Source organism: Acinetobacter sp. Res13-Abat-PEC15-P4-01, from assembly GCF_015676285.1.
GTDB lineage: Bacteria > Pseudomonadota > Gammaproteobacteria > Pseudomonadales > Moraxellaceae > Acinetobacter > Acinetobacter nematophilus.
In genome coordinates this window covers 40,221-57,406 of the sequence record NZ_JADAIN010000052.1, presented here as the reverse complement: position 1 = coordinate 57,406, position 17,186 = coordinate 40,221, and the positions used below count along the sequence as shown (strand labels likewise).

Annotated in this window: 15 protein-coding genes; 13 read left to right on the top strand and 2 right to left on the bottom strand. The window is 38.3% G+C overall.

Going from position 1 to position 17,186, the window contains the following annotated elements; genetic code table 11:
* Positions 1 to 26 precede the first annotated feature (26 nt).
* The 3 genes from ligA to IMO47_RS18775 all read left to right on the top strand — a co-directional run bounded on the left by ligA (position 27) and on the right by IMO47_RS18775 (position 5,515).
* Positions 27 to 2,057 (top strand): NAD-dependent DNA ligase LigA, encoded by a 2,031-nt coding sequence (ligA, locus tag IMO47_RS18785; protein WP_196077691.1) that lies wholly within the window; start codon positions 27 to 29, stop codon positions 2,055 to 2,057.
* Positions 2,058 to 2,311: 254 nt separating this feature from the next.
* Positions 2,312 to 2,905: a hypothetical protein gene (locus IMO47_RS18780; RefSeq protein ID WP_227552360.1), complete on the top strand. Its 594-nt coding sequence runs from the start codon at positions 2,312 to 2,314 to the stop codon at positions 2,903 to 2,905.
* A 417-nt stretch (positions 2,906 to 3,322) separates the two neighbouring features.
* The gene (locus IMO47_RS18775) at positions 3,323 to 5,515 is read left to right on the top strand and encodes a TonB-dependent receptor (protein ID WP_196077689.1); all 2,193 of its coding nucleotides are present in this window, start codon (positions 3,323 to 3,325) and stop codon (positions 5,513 to 5,515) included.
* Between the two features lie 94 nt (positions 5,516 to 5,609).
* On the opposite strand, the gene IMO47_RS18770 is transcribed toward IMO47_RS18775, so the two are convergent.
* Entirely contained in the window at positions 5,610 to 6,674 is a 1,065-nt protein-coding gene (locus IMO47_RS18770) for an aldehyde reductase (RefSeq protein WP_196077688.1), read from the bottom strand.
* A gap of 386 nt (positions 6,675 to 7,060) precedes the next feature.
* Here IMO47_RS18770 and bfr point away from each other — a divergent pair, with 386 nt between their 5' ends.
* The gene (gene bfr / locus IMO47_RS18765; protein ID WP_196075985.1) at positions 7,061 to 7,525 is read left to right on the top strand and encodes a bacterioferritin; all 465 of its coding nucleotides are present in this window, start codon (positions 7,061 to 7,063) and stop codon (positions 7,523 to 7,525) included.
* 157 nt (positions 7,526 to 7,682) lie between these two features.
* Here bfr and IMO47_RS18760 read toward each other — a convergent pair whose 3' ends face one another.
* Positions 7,683 to 8,252 (bottom strand): peroxiredoxin, encoded by a 570-nt coding sequence (locus tag IMO47_RS18760; protein ID WP_196075984.1) that lies wholly within the window; start codon positions 8,250 to 8,252, stop codon positions 7,683 to 7,685.
* Positions 8,253 to 8,813: 561 nt separating this feature from the next.
* Here IMO47_RS18760 and IMO47_RS18755 point away from each other — a divergent pair.
* The 9 genes from IMO47_RS18755 (at position 8,814) to IMO47_RS18715 (ending at position 17,184) form a co-directional block, all read left to right on the top strand.
* Positions 8,814 to 9,533, top strand: coding sequence for a hydrolase (locus IMO47_RS18755; RefSeq protein ID WP_196075983.1), 720 nt, complete (start codon positions 8,814 to 8,816; stop codon positions 9,531 to 9,533).
* Positions 9,534 to 9,664: 131 nt separating this feature from the next.
* Positions 9,665 to 10,963: an adenosylmethionine--8-amino-7-oxononanoate transaminase gene (gene bioA, locus IMO47_RS18750; protein WP_196075986.1), complete on the top strand. Its 1,299-nt coding sequence runs from the start codon at positions 9,665 to 9,667 to the stop codon at positions 10,961 to 10,963.
* Positions 10,960 to 12,129 carry an 8-amino-7-oxononanoate synthase gene (locus IMO47_RS18745; protein WP_196075982.1) on the top strand — a complete coding sequence of 390 codons (1,170 nt, stop codon included), beginning with the start codon at positions 10,960 to 10,962 and terminating at the stop codon, positions 12,127 to 12,129. The genes bioA and IMO47_RS18745 overlap by 4 nt, the downstream gene beginning before the upstream one ends.
* Before the next feature lie 23 nt (positions 12,130 to 12,152).
* Positions 12,153 to 12,944 (top strand): malonyl-ACP O-methyltransferase BioC, encoded by a 792-nt coding sequence (bioC, locus tag IMO47_RS18740; protein WP_196075981.1) that lies wholly within the window; start codon positions 12,153 to 12,155, stop codon positions 12,942 to 12,944.
* Entirely contained in the window at positions 12,941 to 13,600 is a 660-nt protein-coding gene (gene bioD, locus IMO47_RS18735; RefSeq protein ID WP_196075980.1) for a dethiobiotin synthase, read from the top strand. Before bioC ends, bioD begins: the two co-directional genes overlap by 4 nt.
* Before the next feature lie 87 nt (positions 13,601 to 13,687).
* Positions 13,688 to 14,146: a hypothetical protein gene (locus IMO47_RS18730; RefSeq protein ID WP_196075979.1), complete on the top strand. Its 459-nt coding sequence runs from the start codon at positions 13,688 to 13,690 to the stop codon at positions 14,144 to 14,146.
* Between the two features lie 239 nt (positions 14,147 to 14,385).
* Positions 14,386 to 14,727, top strand: coding sequence for a YegP family protein (locus IMO47_RS18725; protein WP_196075978.1), 342 nt, complete (start codon positions 14,386 to 14,388; stop codon positions 14,725 to 14,727).
* A gap of 657 nt (positions 14,728 to 15,384) precedes the next feature.
* Entirely contained in the window at positions 15,385 to 15,849 is a 465-nt protein-coding gene (locus tag IMO47_RS18720) for a nuclear transport factor 2 family protein (protein ID WP_196077533.1), read from the top strand.
* A gap of 165 nt (positions 15,850 to 16,014) precedes the next feature.
* Positions 16,015 to 17,184 (top strand): low temperature requirement protein A, encoded by a 1,170-nt coding sequence (locus IMO47_RS18715; protein WP_196077532.1) that lies wholly within the window; start codon positions 16,015 to 16,017, stop codon positions 17,182 to 17,184.
* Positions 17,185 to 17,186 lie beyond the last annotated feature (2 nt).

Here is a 17,186-nt window from a genome sequence, read left to right as displayed (position 1 = left end):
CGCCTTTTTAGATGGTGAAATAATTTATGGAAAATAATCCTGTCGTGACGCAAATGCGTCAATTGATTCAGCTCATAGCCAAACATAATCATGCTTATTATGTGATGGATCAACCAACTATCGAAGACAGTGAATATGATCAGCTATTTCATCAACTCAAAGCATTAGAACAGCAATATCCAGATTTAATTCAGGCAGATAGTCCTGTGAATAAAGTCGGTGGCAAACCGCTGTCTAAATTTGAAACCATTACGCATACTGTACCCATGTTGTCATTGGGCAATGTGTTTAATCAGGAAGAACTGTTTGCTTTTGCCCGCCGTATTGAAGAGCGACTTCCAAACCAGAAAATTCAGTACGATGTTGAGTTGAAATTCGATGGATTGGCTATTTCGCTCTGGTATGAAAACGGGATATTGACCCGGGGTGTAACCCGTGGAGACGGTGAAACAGGTGAAGTGATTACTCAAAATGTCAAAACGATTCGCAACTTACCCAAAGTACTGTCTTCAGACAAGGTTGCAGTGCCTCGTTTGCTAGAAGTGCGTGGTGAAGTGCTCATGCCTAAAGCAGGTTTTGAGCGATTGAATGCTGAAAATGAAGCCAAAGGTGAAAAAACATTTGCCAACCCTCGCAATGCTGCAGCAGGGAGTTTGCGTCAGCTTGATCCAAGTATTGCTGCATCACGCCCGTTAGCATTCTATGCGTATGGCATTGCACAGTGTGAGCCCAATCATGGATTAAGCTCCATGTCAGCAAGCCTTGAATGGTTGACCAACTTTGGCTTTGCCGTGGGTGAGCGTCATTTTATTTGTGACAGTATTCAGGACGTACAGGAAAAATATCAGCAAATCAATCAAGAGCGTCCCAATCTAGCCGTTGAAATTGATGGTATGGTGATTAAGGTGGATGATTTGCAGCAACAACAGAAGCTCGGTTTTTTAAGCCGTGAACCTCGTTGGGCAACAGCCTATAAATTTCCTGCAATTGCTGCGCTGACGACAGTTGAAAACATTGATTGGCAAGTGGGACGAACAGGTACATTGACCCCTGTGGCCCGTTTAAACCCTGTGGCTGTGGGCGGGGTGACCGTTTCAAATGTAACTTTGCATAATATTGGCGAAATCCATCGTTTGGATGTCCGAATTGGCGATACGGTAAGTGTCTATCGCAGTGGCGATGTGATTCCAAAAGTCGAGAAAGTATGGATGGAGTTTCGCCCAGACAATGTGGTTGAAGTGCACTTACCAGAAAATTGTCCTGTATGTTCCTCGCCAGTGGTGATGCCAGAAGGTGAGGCTTTGGCGCGTTGTTCGGGTGGTCTATATTGTTCTGCACAACGTATTGAAGCTATTCGGCACTTTGTGTCACGTAAAGCAATGGACATTGAGGGTCTAGGCGATCGCTGGGTCGAATCATTGCTCCATCTTGATTTATTAAAAGATGTAGCCGATATTTATCACTTACATGAGCACCGTGAACAACTATTGACCATTGAAAAAATGGGTGAGAAGTCTGTTCAGAATTTACTGGATGCTATTGAAAATAGTAAGAAAACGACACTGGCTGCATTCATCTATGCGCTTGGAATTCGTGGAGTGGGTGAAACGACGGCACGTATGCTTGCCAATACATTCCAAACTTTTGATGCAATTCGCCATGCTGATCTCGAAGCCTTGAAAAAGACCCCTGATGTGGGGGGGATTACGGCTGAATGGATTGTGGATTTCTTCCAAGCCCCACATAATTTAGAAGTCATTGATCGCTTACTGGCGGCTGGGATTCACTGGGATGCGCCAATCGCTCCAACACGTCAGCCTCTAAATGGTGAGAGTTGGGTCATCACAGGAACCTTGGCAACCATGGGGCGCGATGATGCGACTCAGATGCTGCAAGCCTTAGGTGCACGCGTGAGTGGCAGTGTCTCAAGTAAAACCAAATGTGTTGTCGCAGGAGAAAAGGCAGGTTCTAAACTGGAAAAAGCAGAAAAATTGGGCATACCAGTATTGGATGAACAAGCCTTTTTGGCGCTGATGGCTGATTATGGTCAAGCATAAAATAGGCTTGAACAAATTTCTAAGCTATTGTAAAGATACACTCTGTGTGTCTTTACAATAGCGTTTTAGCCATGAAAATAACAAAACAATGTGTTGTTTGCTTCTTAGTGTTATTGTCGACAACTTCAATTTTTGCCGGCACCGATTGTGGGAGGCCGAGTGTTTTAAGTCAGTTGGATGAGCATATAAATCAATCCATAACAGATCATTTATCTCGTTATTCTCAGCTGCGGCTCAAATATTTTGATGAATTCATGACCACATACTTCGCACAGAATCAACAATGGGTGGATGAGTTGATTGGATCAAAACAATATACACAAGCTCAAATCTACTCAAAGATGATACAAAAAAACCAAAACATCTACTCAGATTTGAATACTCAGTTTGTCAAAATTGCCCAACAACATGTGACTGAAACAGAATTAGATGATGTTTATCACTATAATGCCAATTATGAAAATTTACTGGAACCTAATTTAGCCACGCAATTAGAAGAACAACAAAAGCAGCTTTTGATGATTTATAATGGTCAGAAAGATCAAGCTGTCAATGAATTCTTTAAGTATGATATTCAAGAGAACAAATTATTAAAACAGCAGATCCAACAAAACTTTCATTTTAAATTTACAGAAATCAAAACAATAGATCTGGAAAATGATCGGGACAAAAGTATTTCCTATTGTCAGATGACGCTGATGTTAAACCCACAAAAAAGTGTGATGTTACGATATACGATCGGTCAATTTGTCAATGAGACAGAAGTGCGGTTAATGCCAGCTCAATTTAAACTGAATAAGCAGAATGTCGAATATGAAGATATTGGGCATTACCTGATCTTGCAATAATCAGTTCACAATGCTTGCGCAAGTAACCTGTGGATGATGTTTAAGCCTGATCAAACATCAAACATCAAACATCAAACATCAAACATCAAACATCAAACATCAAACATCAAACATTTACCATGACATAGAAATGAATCTGAAAGACTTGCCTTTGCAACATCAGGCTTTATATGAAAAATTTACATTACTATAGCTAGCATGCTTATCTGGAGAAAAAAATTATTGATGTTTTATGAATATTTATAGGTAAGGAATCCCCATTTTGAGGGGGCTAAAAAGTTAAATACTTTAGATGATAATCATTCTTATTTATTAGATTTTTCCATTAAAAAAAATTTTAGATGAGAAATTACAATATGTAACAATAGTGATAGTGTATATAATAATCATTATCAATTGAAAAATAATTTGTTGAATATGAAAATTTTTTCCCAAACACTTCTCGTTCATTCTATTACAGTCGTTCTTTTTGGCGGGGGCGCTATACAAACAACTTTGGCGGATACTGAAGTTTCAACTTTACCGACAATTGAAGTTGCTGCTGAAAAACAACAAGAGACAGCAACTTTTGCCAATGGGGTATTGAAAAAAAATACCAATCTAGGCCCCTTGGGCAATAAGCAAATTATTGATACGCCATTTAGTATCAATAGTTATTCTGAACAGTTGATCGAAAACCAACAAGCGAAAACTGTGGCTGAAGTTTTAAAAAACGATCCTGCAATTCGAATTACGACAAATCAGGGACATCTCAATGAAAACTTTAAAATCCGTGGTTTTGACGTCAATCATGAAGACATGAACTACAACGGATTTTTTGGTGTTGCTCCCTATGGGCGTATTCCAACAGAATTTTTAGAATCAGTGACAGTGCTAAAAGGGCCAAATGCATTGATAACAGGTGTTGCGCCCACAGGCAGTATCGGGGCTGTAGTGATTGCGAATTCTAAACGTGCAGATCGAGACCTCACTCAACTATCTACATCTTTTCAAGATGAAGGCTACTATCAATCTGGTTTTGATGTTTCACGTCGTTTTGGTGAAAACAAAGAATTTGGCGTTCGTGTAAATGGTGTTTATGGTCAGGGTGAACATATCGTTGATGGTATGGATGATCGCCATATTTCAGGCGCAGTCGCTGCGGATTACACGACAGACAAAGTCAAAATTAATTTTGATTCCTATGCCATCCATGACAATCGTAAAGGCGGTTCTCCAGCGATGATTGCAATGGGAGTTAAAGACTCCAAAGGAAATGGAGTGAACCAAGTACTATCGGCACCTGCTGGAGATTTGAATTATTTTCCACATTTAGAAGGGAATACCAAAAGTAATTTTGTGGGACTATCAGGAGAATATAAATTTACTCCAGATCTAAAAGCATTTGCGGGTATTGGTTATGTCGAGAAGCAATATGCAGGGCATTTATTTGGTACTCGCATGATTGTCACCAATCTAAATGGATCAGCAACATCACAATATTATCGTGTGGGTTCACAAGAACATAATACGGCTGCAAATGTAGGCTTTGAGGCAAACTTTGATACAGGTTTAATCAAACATACTTTAGGCTTACGTGCAGATTATCTCACACGTAAATATAATCAACATAAGGGTCAAGGTGCCACCCCTGTGACTTTCGACACCAATATCTATGATCCTTCTGATAAAGGAAATATGCCTTTAGCGAATCCTACGATTCTACCTTTGGGGGATAATAAATATTTGAGTTATACCTTAACGGATCAACTCTCGATGTTAGACGATAAACTGCAACTCATTTTAGGCGCACGTTATCAAGATATAGATACCAAAAATCGTCAGAAAAAAACGGCTTATAGTGATGGTAAGGTTTCACCAAGTTTTGGGATTGTGGTCAAACCATTTGGTGAAAATCTTTCACTTTATGCAAGTTATGTCGAAGGTTTAGTTGAAGGGTCGACTGTTGACTCAACCTTAAAAGATGTAAATGCAGGAAAGACATTTGCACCATTTCAAACTCAACAATATGAGGTAGGCGCGAAATATCAGGTAGGTTCTTGGTTAAATACACTGGCGCTTTATCAAATAGAAAAACCGAGTACGATGGTTACCACATTTAGCCAAGCAGATGCGAATGGAAACATTCAGATGACGACTGACAATGCAGAAACACGCTCTCGTGGTGTGGAATGGGCATTCTCTGGGGAAATATTTGAAGGTTTAAATCTGCTTGGGAATCTTTCTTATACAGATGCTGAATTAACCAAAGCTGCCGTGAATAAAGGTGTATCCAATCAAGGAAATACTGTTTTTGGTGTGCCTGAATGGACTGCATCATTAGGTTTAGATTATGCAATTCCTCTGCTTGATGGATTAAATGTAAATGCCCGCACAAACTATGTGGGTAAACAATATATGAATGATGCCAATACACTTGAACTCCCTGATTATACAATAGTTGATTTGGGTGCCCGTTATAAAACTAAACTTGGTGGGGTAAATACGACATTCTTGTTCAATATAGACAATGTCGCCAATAAAAAATATTGGGAAGGAATGTTTAACCAAAACTATGCGGTCGTGGGGGGTGCACGAACTTATAAAGCAGGTGTGACTTTTGACTTTTAAGCCTTAGTTGATCTTGATAAGACAAAAGCCTTTTTCATATGTGAAAGAGGCTTTTGTCTAAAAAATATTTATGGAGGAGATGTATCAACAATCTCTAGATATATTTTTTCACCACACCATCATCAAGTAATTGTTGAAAATGTTCCACTAAACTGGTTTCAATGTCACGATAGTGAATGCCTAATTCCTTGATACTTTTATCAGCATTAAAGAAGATCGGATAACCCATATTCTTTTCAATAAAGTCACGAGAATAACCAAAAACAGGTCCAATAAATTTAAACGCTTTTTTAGGCACTTGATTGCGTGGAAAAGGAAATTTCTGTCCAAAATGTTGACGCAAAATTTTTCCCATTTCCAAGAGGCTGAGGGAGCCACCACTGATGATGTAACGACCAGAAGCTTGTGGGCTAAATGCAGCCAAAATATGTGCATCCGCTACATCACGAACGTCGACTATACCATTCCACATCGGTGGAACACCGAATAAGGTCATTCCATTTGCAAACTGCTCGAGTACTTCAACACTTCCAGACTGAGTGCTGGCGGTCAGTGATGGACCAAGTACGAGGGCAGGATTCACGCAAATGAGTGTCCAGCGGTCTTGTGCTTCTGCCATTTCCCATGCTTTCCGCTCAGCCATCACTTTGGAATACGGATAGGGTTGATGGGTGGTTGAACTGGTTGTATTCCAGTGAGACTCATCAAACTGATTATGTTTGGTGTTTAATATATCGACCGCATCGCCATAGGTTGAAGCAATGCTTGAAGTCACGATAACGCGTTTGACAGAATCCGTTTTATTGACACTGTTGAGAACGTTTTCTGTTCCTAAGACGGCGGGTTCAATAATATCTTTAACGGCATCTTTATAGTTGGTGACGACAAAGGGTGATGCCATATGTAATACGATTTCACAACCTTGCATCGCTTCATCGAAAGAACCATTTTCCAACAGATTGGCTTTGAACAGTTTAAGTGTTCCCGGTGTTTGTTGTGCAATTTTTTCAAGATGGGCAAAGCTTTGTTTTTTATTTAAATCGCGTACGGTTGCATGTACGGTATAACCTTGTTCCAGTAGTTTTTTGATCACCCAACTGGCAATATAGCCTGTTGCACCTGTGACCAGAATTGGGGCTGAAAGATTTCCCTGAACCATTATTTTTTTCCTTCTATTTTTAATATTCAATATCATAAATATTAAGGCGAACGTTGTCTTGAAATATTAGCACTAAAAAAACTAAAAAAGTGATCACTTGAGTTTAGTCATTAAAATTTAATGGAAAATAAAATCATGATGGCAAATAAGAAGCATTTTTAATGGTTACAAAATAAATCATTCGCAATGTTGAAACTTATTCCACTTGAAAAGTGCAATCAAGTCTTGCAAGAGGTTATTTTATATATGAAAAATTACTTATTTGAATTGCAAATGCGTATGTTTCTCATTTTAATTTTATAAAAATCATAAACTTACACATTTTGTCTTTTGCAAATTTTATAAAACTTGTCCATACTATTGCAAAAGAAAGCGGAGTAATTGAAATGCGTGGCAATCCAGAAGTCATAGACTATCTAAATATGTTGATCGGTGGCGAACTGGCTGCTCGTGATCAATACCTCATTCATTCTCGTATGTACGAGGACTGGGGCTTAAGCAAAATTTATGAACGTATCGATCATGAAATGCAAGAAGAAGCTTCTCATGCTGATGCTTTAATCCGTCGTGTACTTTTCCTTGAAGGTACACCGAATATGAATCGAGATGATATTGTCACTGGCGAGGATGTTGTCAGCTGCCTAAAAGCTGATTTGGCGTTGGAATATCATGTGCGTGAAAAACTTGCACAGGGCGTAAAACTGTGTGAAGAAAAAGGTGACTACGTTACCCGTGATATGCTTCGTCAGCAAATGAATGACACAGAAGAAGACCATACCTATTGGTTGGAAAAACAATTGCGTTTGATTGAATTGATTGGTTTACAAAATTATATTCAGTCTCAAATGTAATATAGGCTGTATAAGATAGATAAAAGCCTTTAGATTTTATTATCTATAGGCTTTTTTATCGCTGTTAATCTATTTTGGGACTCGACAGGCTCAATCATTTGTTCGAGCTTTATACGCTGTCCAAAGACCATTCAAACGATGCTGTCGCTTCATAAGATTATTTTTTTGAAAATTTTTGAATATCTGCAAGGACCTGATTTGCATGCGTTTGAGTATTTACGCTGCTGTAATGATATACAATCGAGCCTTGAGGATCGATTAAAAAGGTTTCTCGTTTTGCAATTTTGGTAATTCCCAGATTACGTACAATCCCAAACTGGTTTGCCAATTGGTGATTGGTATCTGCAAGAATCGGGAAATTGAGCCCCAATTTTTCTGAAAACTTCTGATGAGATTTTACATCATCCAAGCTCACACCCAGCACCACAGCATTGTTCTTAATGAATTGTGGATACAGTGATTTGAATTGATTGGCTTCTTGCGTACAGCCCGGTGAATCATCCTTTGGATAAAAATACAGAACAACCCATTTGCCTTTGTATTGACTGAGTTCGTGCCATTTTGAGTTTTGATCTTGTAATTTAAAACTGGGTGCAGGTTTCCCAACCCATTGCCGCTCTGATTCATAAGAAGAAAAAATTGAATTTTCAGCATGGCCGATGCGATTCAACATGAACAGTGTGGAAACGGAGAGTAACCCTATACCTAATATTTTAAGTGGTTTCATTGTATATCCTTTGCTGCATTGAGCCTGAGTCCATACTAACAAAGTTTAGCTGTGGCGCGCGTGGAGAAATGTTGGCTTTTATTTGAAACATATCTATGAATTTTAATGTTGTATATCATCCTCAGAACAATAGGGATGTCGGTGCAGTATTCATCCAATTGAAAAAGGATAAGCAAGCGGATGTGGAGGTCGCAGAAAAAATGAAATAGCAGAGCAACAGATACAATACAGATGCTTCTCCCTGAAGATGCGCATGCAGAATCATGGTTTCATGTGGAACTGCTGATACCTGTGCTGAAAATATTTGCCAAGCGTATGAAACTTTGAGAAACAGTCAATTTGCACTAGAGTAAATCCATCAATAATTTAAAAGTACATGGGCGAACGTGATTCCAGCAAGTGTATTGGCTGACACTGAAATTAAACAACAGTCATTAAAAATAGTGACTCTAAGATATTGATTTTAAAATACTGTTTTTGAAAGCATAATCAGGTCTGTTGTTCTATTATTTTAAGCATGCTCTAATCAACGCTTCTGATGATTTTTAATAGTGATTTGAATTGAATCAACGTATTTTGCTGATTACTGGCTGGGGCGGTGGAACAAAGCTGCTCATGACATTACAACAACGCTTAGAACAACAAGGTCATACAGTTGAGCTGATTAATATTTTTAATGCTTTAGATCAACAAGTCTTACAACACAATGTTGAAAAAGCCCAATCCTTTGATGTGATTTGCGGGTGGTCTTTAGGTGGGCAATTGGCAACCTTGTTGGTCGATCAAATTGAACGACAATATCAGCAACAGAAAATATTGATCACATTGGCTTCTAATCCATGTTTTGTCGCAAATACCGAATGGCAAACGGCAATGAGTCAAACCACATTTCAAAACTTCAAACAATCCTTTGCACACGATGCAATTGCAACGCTGAAGAAGTTTGGTTTTATGGTGTGTCAGGGGAGTGAAACCAGCAAAGCAGATTTTGTAAAATTGCAAAGTTTGATTCAACCACAGAATATAGAATTATTAAAACAGGGTTTATTGTGTCTAGAGTTATTAAACAATGTTGAGATCTTAAAAAATTATACTGGAAGGCAATTTCATTTGTTTGCGCAACAAGATTTTTTAGTTAGTCACAAAGTTTTCGAAAATTTTCAAAAATTCAATGCAAAGTTTTTGAATGCTGAACTATTAAAAGGCTCCCACGGACTTCCAGTTTTTCATTTTGAATTGGTAACTGACAAAATCTGCCAATATTTACAAAAAATAGAATAAATCATGGGACGAGTGGCAAATCTCGCAATTTATTTTTATTCCCTGTAGGTTTAACATCGCTACACTGTTTTTGCTGTAACTGCTTTACCTATGGATACTGGAGTAAATGGATGACCGATTTCAACACGCACATGGCTGAATTGGTAAAGGATGATCTGAGTTTTGATCGTGAACATCTTTGGCATCCTTATACGTCCATGACACAGCCCTTACCCAGTTTTAAAGTCAAAAAGGCTTTTGGTGCCACAATTGAGCTGGAGGATGGACGTCAGCTGATTGATGGCATGTCCTCATGGTGGTGTGCAATTCATGGCTATAACCATCCTGAATTGAATCAAGCTGTTATCGATCAACTCCAGAATATGTCTCATATCATGTTTGGTGGATTTACGCATGATCCGGCAATACAGCTGGGAAAGTTGCTGCTGGAAATTACCCCACCCAGTCTCGATAAAATTTTCTTTGCAGATTCTGGTTCTGTTGCCGTTGAAGTCGCACTCAAAATGGCTGTGCAATATTGGTCTTCTCAAGGCAACTGTCTAAAAACCAATTTTGTCACGCCCCGCTCCGGTTATCATGGCGATACATGGAATGCGATGTCTGTCTGCGATCCAGTAACCGGTATGCATCAAATTTTTGGATCAAGTTTACCCAACCGTTTTTTTGTTCCTGCTCCCCAAATCGGTTTTTATGAAGAATGGAATCAACAAGATATAGCGGTGCTTGAGGAAACTTTGGCATTACATCATGCCAGTATCGCAGGTTTGATTCTTGAGCCGATTGTACAGGGCGCGGGTGGGATGCGTTTTTATCATCCTGAATATTTACGGCAAGCCAAATTGCTCTGTAAGCAATATGATGTTTTATTAATTTTTGATGAAATTGCAACAGGCTTTGGACGCACAGGAAAACTATTTGCATGGGAACATGCACAGGTCGAGCCTGATATTATGTGTATAGGGAAAGGCTTGACGGGTGGCTACATGACCCTTTCTGCGACGATCACGTCAAAGCATGTCGCTGAAATGATTAGTCAAGGGGAGGCAGGTGTATTTATGCATGGTCCTACCTTTATGGCGAATCCTTTAGCCTGTGCGGTGGCGGTCAAAAGTACGCAACTGTTAATCAGTCAAGATTGGCAAAACAATATTCAACGTATCGAAGCCCAGCTCCAACGCTATCTAAAACCTTTACAATCCCTCAAACATGTTGCTGATGTACGTATATTGGGGGCCATTGGTGTGGTTGAACTTACGGTGAATGTGGATATGAAGGCATTGCAACAAGAATTTGTTCGGCGCGGCATTTGGATTCGCCCCTTTGGTAAGTTGGTTTATCTAATGCCGCCTTATGTGATCCTGGACAGTGAACTCAATATTTTACTGACACAATTGGTCGAAGTTGTCAGTGGTATGGAGCAACCTAAATGAGTCTGAGCAATACATTACTTGAATTTTATGCCCAACAATTAGATGATTTGAAGCAGCAGGGAAACTTGCGGCAATTCAGTTCAAACATTCAGCAAGGCCGTGATATTTATATTCATGATCAGCAGATGTTGAATTTAGCTTCAAATGATTATTTGGGCTTGGCTTCAGACCTTGAGCTTAGGATGCAGTTTTTTGATGAAACCCCAAATGCACAACGCCGAATGAGTTCTTCGTCTTCACGCTTGTTAACGGGGAATTTTCCAGAATATGAATTGCTTGAAAATAGTTTAACTGAGGCTTTTCAAGGTCGTGCAGCGTTGCTGTTTAACAGTGGCTATCATATGAATATCGGTATTTTGCCTGCACTTGCTGACAGCAAAACACTGATTCTTGCCGATAAATTAATTCATGCCAGTATGATAGACGGCATTCGTCTGTCATCTGCAAAATATGTACGTTATCGACATAACGATCTCGAGCATTTGGCTCAGTTGTTGCATAAATACCATGACGATGATGCTTTTGAACGGATTATTGTGGTCACTGAATCCATTTTTAGTATGGATGGTGATGAAACAGACTTAACTAAATTGGTTGGAATTAAAAAGCAATTTTACAAAGTCATGTTATATGTAGACGAGGCCCATGCAATCGGTGTTCGAGGTGAGCAAGGATTGGGGTGTGCAGAGCAATATCAGGTGATCGAAGATATTGATTTTCTGGTCGGAACCTTCGGTAAGGCAATCGCATCTGTTGGTGGCTATTTAGTTTGCCACCCCGTGATTCGAGCGTTTCTGATTAATTCAATGCGTCCTTTGATTTTTAGTACGGCTCAGCCTCCGATTTGTATGGCTTGGACGAATTTTATCTTTCAGAAAGTTCTAGGCTTCAATCAATTGCGCCAACATTTACACAATACCAGTGCGTATTTACAGCAGGCTGTGCAAAGTAAAGGCTTTGATTGCCCTTCCACATCACATATTGTTCCAGTGATTATCGGTGACTCAAGCCAAACGGTAACGAAGGCAAAAACTTTACAAGAGGCAGGGTTTTATATTATGCCTGTGCGTCCGCCGACTGTTCCGCAACAGAGTTCACGATTACGCATTTCTCTAACTGCGCAAATATCTCAAGCTGATCTAGATCAGCTGATTCTCTTATTGTAAGCAGAAAGTATTGTGAGCTGAATGTGAAATCTTTAAAACTTGATAAGTCGCAGATTGCTTTGCGATTTGCGCAGGCAGGACAGAGTTATCCAGAACAAGCAATTGTGCAAAGAAAAATTGCCCGGCACTTGTCTGATTTAATCGCTCAATATACTGTTGATCAGCATGACAAAGTATTTGAAATTGGTTGTGGTTCGGGAAATTTAACCCAACTTTTAATGCAAAAACTGCACATCAAGGATTTGATTCTGAATGATCTCTATATGGATGTGCAGCAGCATTTTAGCCTAACAAATGCGGTCAACAAACCTCAGATAAACTGGCTAATCGGTGATATTGAACAACTTGAGTTTCCCAACAATCTCAACATGATTGCTTCAAGCTCTGTACTACAGTGGGTAAATGATCTGGATGCGATTTTGGATCAGGCTTTCCGTCATTTAACCCCGCAAGCTGAATTGTGTTTTTCGAGTTTTGGTCCACATAATTTACGAGAAATTAAAAGCTTAACAGGACAGGGATTGAACTATTTATCTATCGATGACTTACAGGCTAAGTTGCAGAAGAATGGTTTTGAAATTCTGCATTTATCTGAGCAGATTGAACAGATGACTTTTACCCATCCCAAACAAGTGTTACAACATTTAAAAGCTACGGGTGTAACGGCAACGGCTGCATATTTCCGTTGGACAAAGCAAAGTCTTATTGATTTTTATCAGAATTACCAACAGTTTTCATATGTTGATGAGACAGGAATACTTCAGTATCGCCTGACTTATCATCCTATTTATTGTATCGCTCGGAGAATGCCATGACAGGATCAGTTTACTTTATTAGTGGAATAGATACGGGGATTGGCAAGACTTACACGACAGGATATTTGGCAAAACTGTGGAATGCCCAAGGGCGCAAAACCATTACCCAAAAGTTGATTCAAACTGGTAACAGCGATATTTCAGAAGATATTCAACAACATCGTGAAATTATGGGCATGGGCTGGTTTCCTGAAGATGGAAGTAAACTGACCATGCCTGAAATTTTTACTTATCCTGCATCACCACATTTGGCAACTCAAATAGATGGACGTGAAATCGATTTCCAAAAAATCGAATCTGCCACACAACAACTTGCACAAAACTATGAAGCTGTATTGTTGGAGGGTGCAGGCGGCTTGATGGTACCACTGACGACAGAACTGTTGACGATTGATTATGTCGCCAACAAAAAATTGCCTGTTATTTTGGTCAGTTCTGGACGTTTGGGAAGTATCAATCATACGATTTTAAGTTTAGAAGCGTTGAAAAGTCGTGATTTAGAGTTGTATGCGCTTGCCTATAACTTAAACGATGAATCGCAGGATGAACTGATTTCAAAAGATACCGCTGAATACTTGAAAGCCTATTTGAGGAAACATTTTCCGAACAGTATCTGGATCGATATTCCAGTAATCTCATCATCAAGCACGGTATAAAATGCTTGATGGATGTATCGCAATACATATGTTTTACCTGTGTAGGTGTTTTTACTTGGAAAAACTGCAACAGAGAGGATGCTACTGATGAGTTTTAAAATTCAAATCGAATTATTGAATGAGTCTGACCTCTCTTCCTTGGATTTTGAAAGTAATGCGTCCACTCAAATTTTAAATAGCTTTGATCAAATTGGCTGGTTGCAACAAGCTGTTTGGGCGATGTTAGCGCAACACCAAGGTGACTTTCCTTTTTTTCAAGTTGAGCACATACGCAGTGGGCGTAAGTTTGGTGGTCTTTTTATTGCCTACAGCCATAATCGATATAATTTTAATGTTCATGCAGAACTGTATCAAAAACAGCAAAAGTCACATTTTTTTGGTTTATTTAAATCTGAAAGCATGCCAAGCTTTGACAATGATAATCTGCCTTTTGAGGTATTCCGTGATTGTTTGGAAAAGTTTTTGCGTGGCAATGACTCTGAAATTGAACGGCTACTCAAGATAAAATATAAAAGCTACGCCCATACAGACCCATATGATAAATAAGGGACCCAGCAACGAGTTTGAGCGATAAACTTGGTTTGCATACCTATTTGTGATTGATAATTAAAAATATTTTTATTCGGATTAGATCGCCGCTCACAGACCTTACACAAAGCATAAAGTGATAACAAATTAGTCTTTTTAAAAAATCAAAAGTCATTTATATTTCATATCAGTGGCGTAATTTATACTCAATAAACGCTGTGTAATAAAATAAACTGAAAATAATCAAGAGGTGAGCCATGTCAGGATGGTATGAAATTAGTCAAGCAAAAGATGGTCAATATCGCTTTGTATTGAAAGCAGGAAATGGAGAAATTATCCTTACCAGTGAATTGTATAAGGCAAAAGCTTCAGCCCAGAACGGTATTGCGTCTGTACAAAAAAATAGCCCTGATGATGCCCGTTATGATCGTCTCGAAGCCAAAAATGGGAAGCCCTACTTCAATTTAAAAGCCGCAAATCATCAGATTATTGGTACGAGCCAATTTTATTCGGGTGATGCAGCTCGCGATAATGGGATTGAGTCTGTAAAGAAAAATGGTCCTTCTGAGAAAGTTAAAGATCTAACTGAGCAAGCATAAACAACTGTTAAATTTTTCTAAAAAAGCATGTTATTCACATGCTTTTTTTATGGCAATATTAAGTTGAGAAAAAATACCATTATTTATCAGAATTGATCAATTTAATGAAATTATTTAAATAAATTTTAATTAAATTGTTAAGTTTAAGATTACAATTTTGACATAAATCGCTGGACATATTTTAAAAAGATAGAATATAAAAATATCAAGAGTATTATATTTGTTGGCTTTGTAATCACCTGTAAATCTTAATTGAGTTTTTATCATAAATTTATATGACTATTTTTAAGCATTTTTAAAATTTAAATATGTTATGGTCAATTTATTATCAAATTAAGTTCGTTGTATCAGTTTGGTATTATTGAGTTTTGGTAAATAATTTGCGATAGGTATGTTTGAATATTTAATCAAATGCCTGTCGGAAAATATGTGGATTAAATGAGTATTTTTAAATATTGCTAATGTAATGAAGGATTATATCCATGGAATTGGGTGAATGTATCTAGATTATAGGAGATGTTCCATAAAATAATCATATTGGAATAATCACAAGGGATAGATTCGATTTAGATTGAGCAGTCACTTAAATAAACATTAATATAATTCACATAATATTTATTAAGTGTTAAATTGGTCACAAATAAGTGAGGTTTCTCGATGAAAATAGAAATCGCTGGTAATTCACAAATTGCTGCTGAGGTTATTTCCCAAATTAAAATCTGGGATGCTGCTGTTGTTGGTAACAGTCTTGAACACCTCTTAGATCAATGCGCACAAGATGTCAGTATGTTTGACGTCAGTACTCAAATGGATGGCATTCACGCCTATAAACAGGAATGGGAAAAGTTCAGCCATTATTTTAGCGAGAATATTAAAATTGTTCGACGTAATATGAAAATATATGCATCTAATGATTTGGCCATCCTGCATTGTCATTCTAAAGTGGAAAATACGGCACTGAAAGATAAATTACAAATGCCTTGGTGTCGCACCACATTGTGTCTCCAGAAGAAAGAGGGGCAATGGTTGGTGGTACATCAACATATCTCAATGCCAATTGATATGATGACTGGCAAAGCCATTATGTTAAAAGACAAGGCAAAATTGAGATTAGTGGTATAAATAAATTGTGGTAAAAAACACGCCCTTTTTCGGGCGTTTATTTTCAGTTGAAATTAAAACATTTGAAGCGACAAAAAAGATTTTTCAGTGCTTGTGGCGTTGCCACTTGAATCATAGATCGAGTTTTGAAAAAATCATGAAAATAATCTCAAAATGTGAAAAATAATGCCAAATTCATTGTTTGAAAAATATGGTTGGTTAAAACCCTTAACTCCCCGTAACCCCCATGAGCCACATCGAGTGGCAACATCTTTAGAATTATTGTTTGATTTGATTTTTGTGGTGGCGATCGCAACAGCAGGACAGCAATTACATCACAGTATGATCGAAAACCATCTTTCACATGGTTTATTGCTTTATTTTATGGTGTTTTTCGCGCTGTGGTGGGCGTGGATGAATTTTAGCTGGTTTGCCTCGGCTTATGATAATGATGATGTGTTTTATCGCATCATGACTTTTGTACAAATCATCGGTTCTTTGGTTATGGCGGCTGGAATTCCGAGTGCTTTTCAGCAGCAAGATTTTGATGTGATTATCATTGGCTATGTCATTATGCGTCTTGGGCTGGTGACGCAATGGTTTCGAGTTGCGAAAAATGATCCTGAACGTAAGCAAACAGCCTTAAGATATGCTTTTGGCATCATTATTGTACAAATTGGATGGTTACTTTTTCATTTTTCCCCGATTAATTTTACCTTATATTTATTTGTACTTTTGGTGATTGCAGAACTCGGTGTACCAATTTTTGCCGAAGCACACAATATGACGCCGTGGCATCCACATCATATTTCAGAGCGATATGCATTGCTCACGATCATTGTGCTAGGTGAATCTATCATCGGGTGCTTTGCAGCAATTTCTGATGCTTTAAATAATCAGCTGTTAAGCCAAGAATTGATGTTTTTAACAGTTGGTGGCTTACTGATCATGTTTACGATGTGGTGGGCGTATTTTGATCACGATGTTGCCGAAAGATTGAATAGTCGCAAACGTGCATTCTCATGGGGTTATGGTCATTTTTTTATTTTCGTGAGTATTGCCGCATTGGGTGCAGGTTTGGCTGCTGCTGTTGATGTTGTAACGCATAAAGCTGAGATTTCAACGGAAATCGTGACGTATTTTATTGCGATCTCTCTAATTGTATATAGTGCTAGCCTGTGGTTATTACAGGATATTCATCATTTATCGGGTATAAAGAAATGGTTTTATCCAATTACTGCGGTGATTGTGCTGTGTATTCCTATGATATTGCATCAAACAGGATATGCGGTATTTGTGATTGCCATCATTTATGCATTACGTCTTATTTTTTCAAAATGTTATTTAGCAAGATAAGC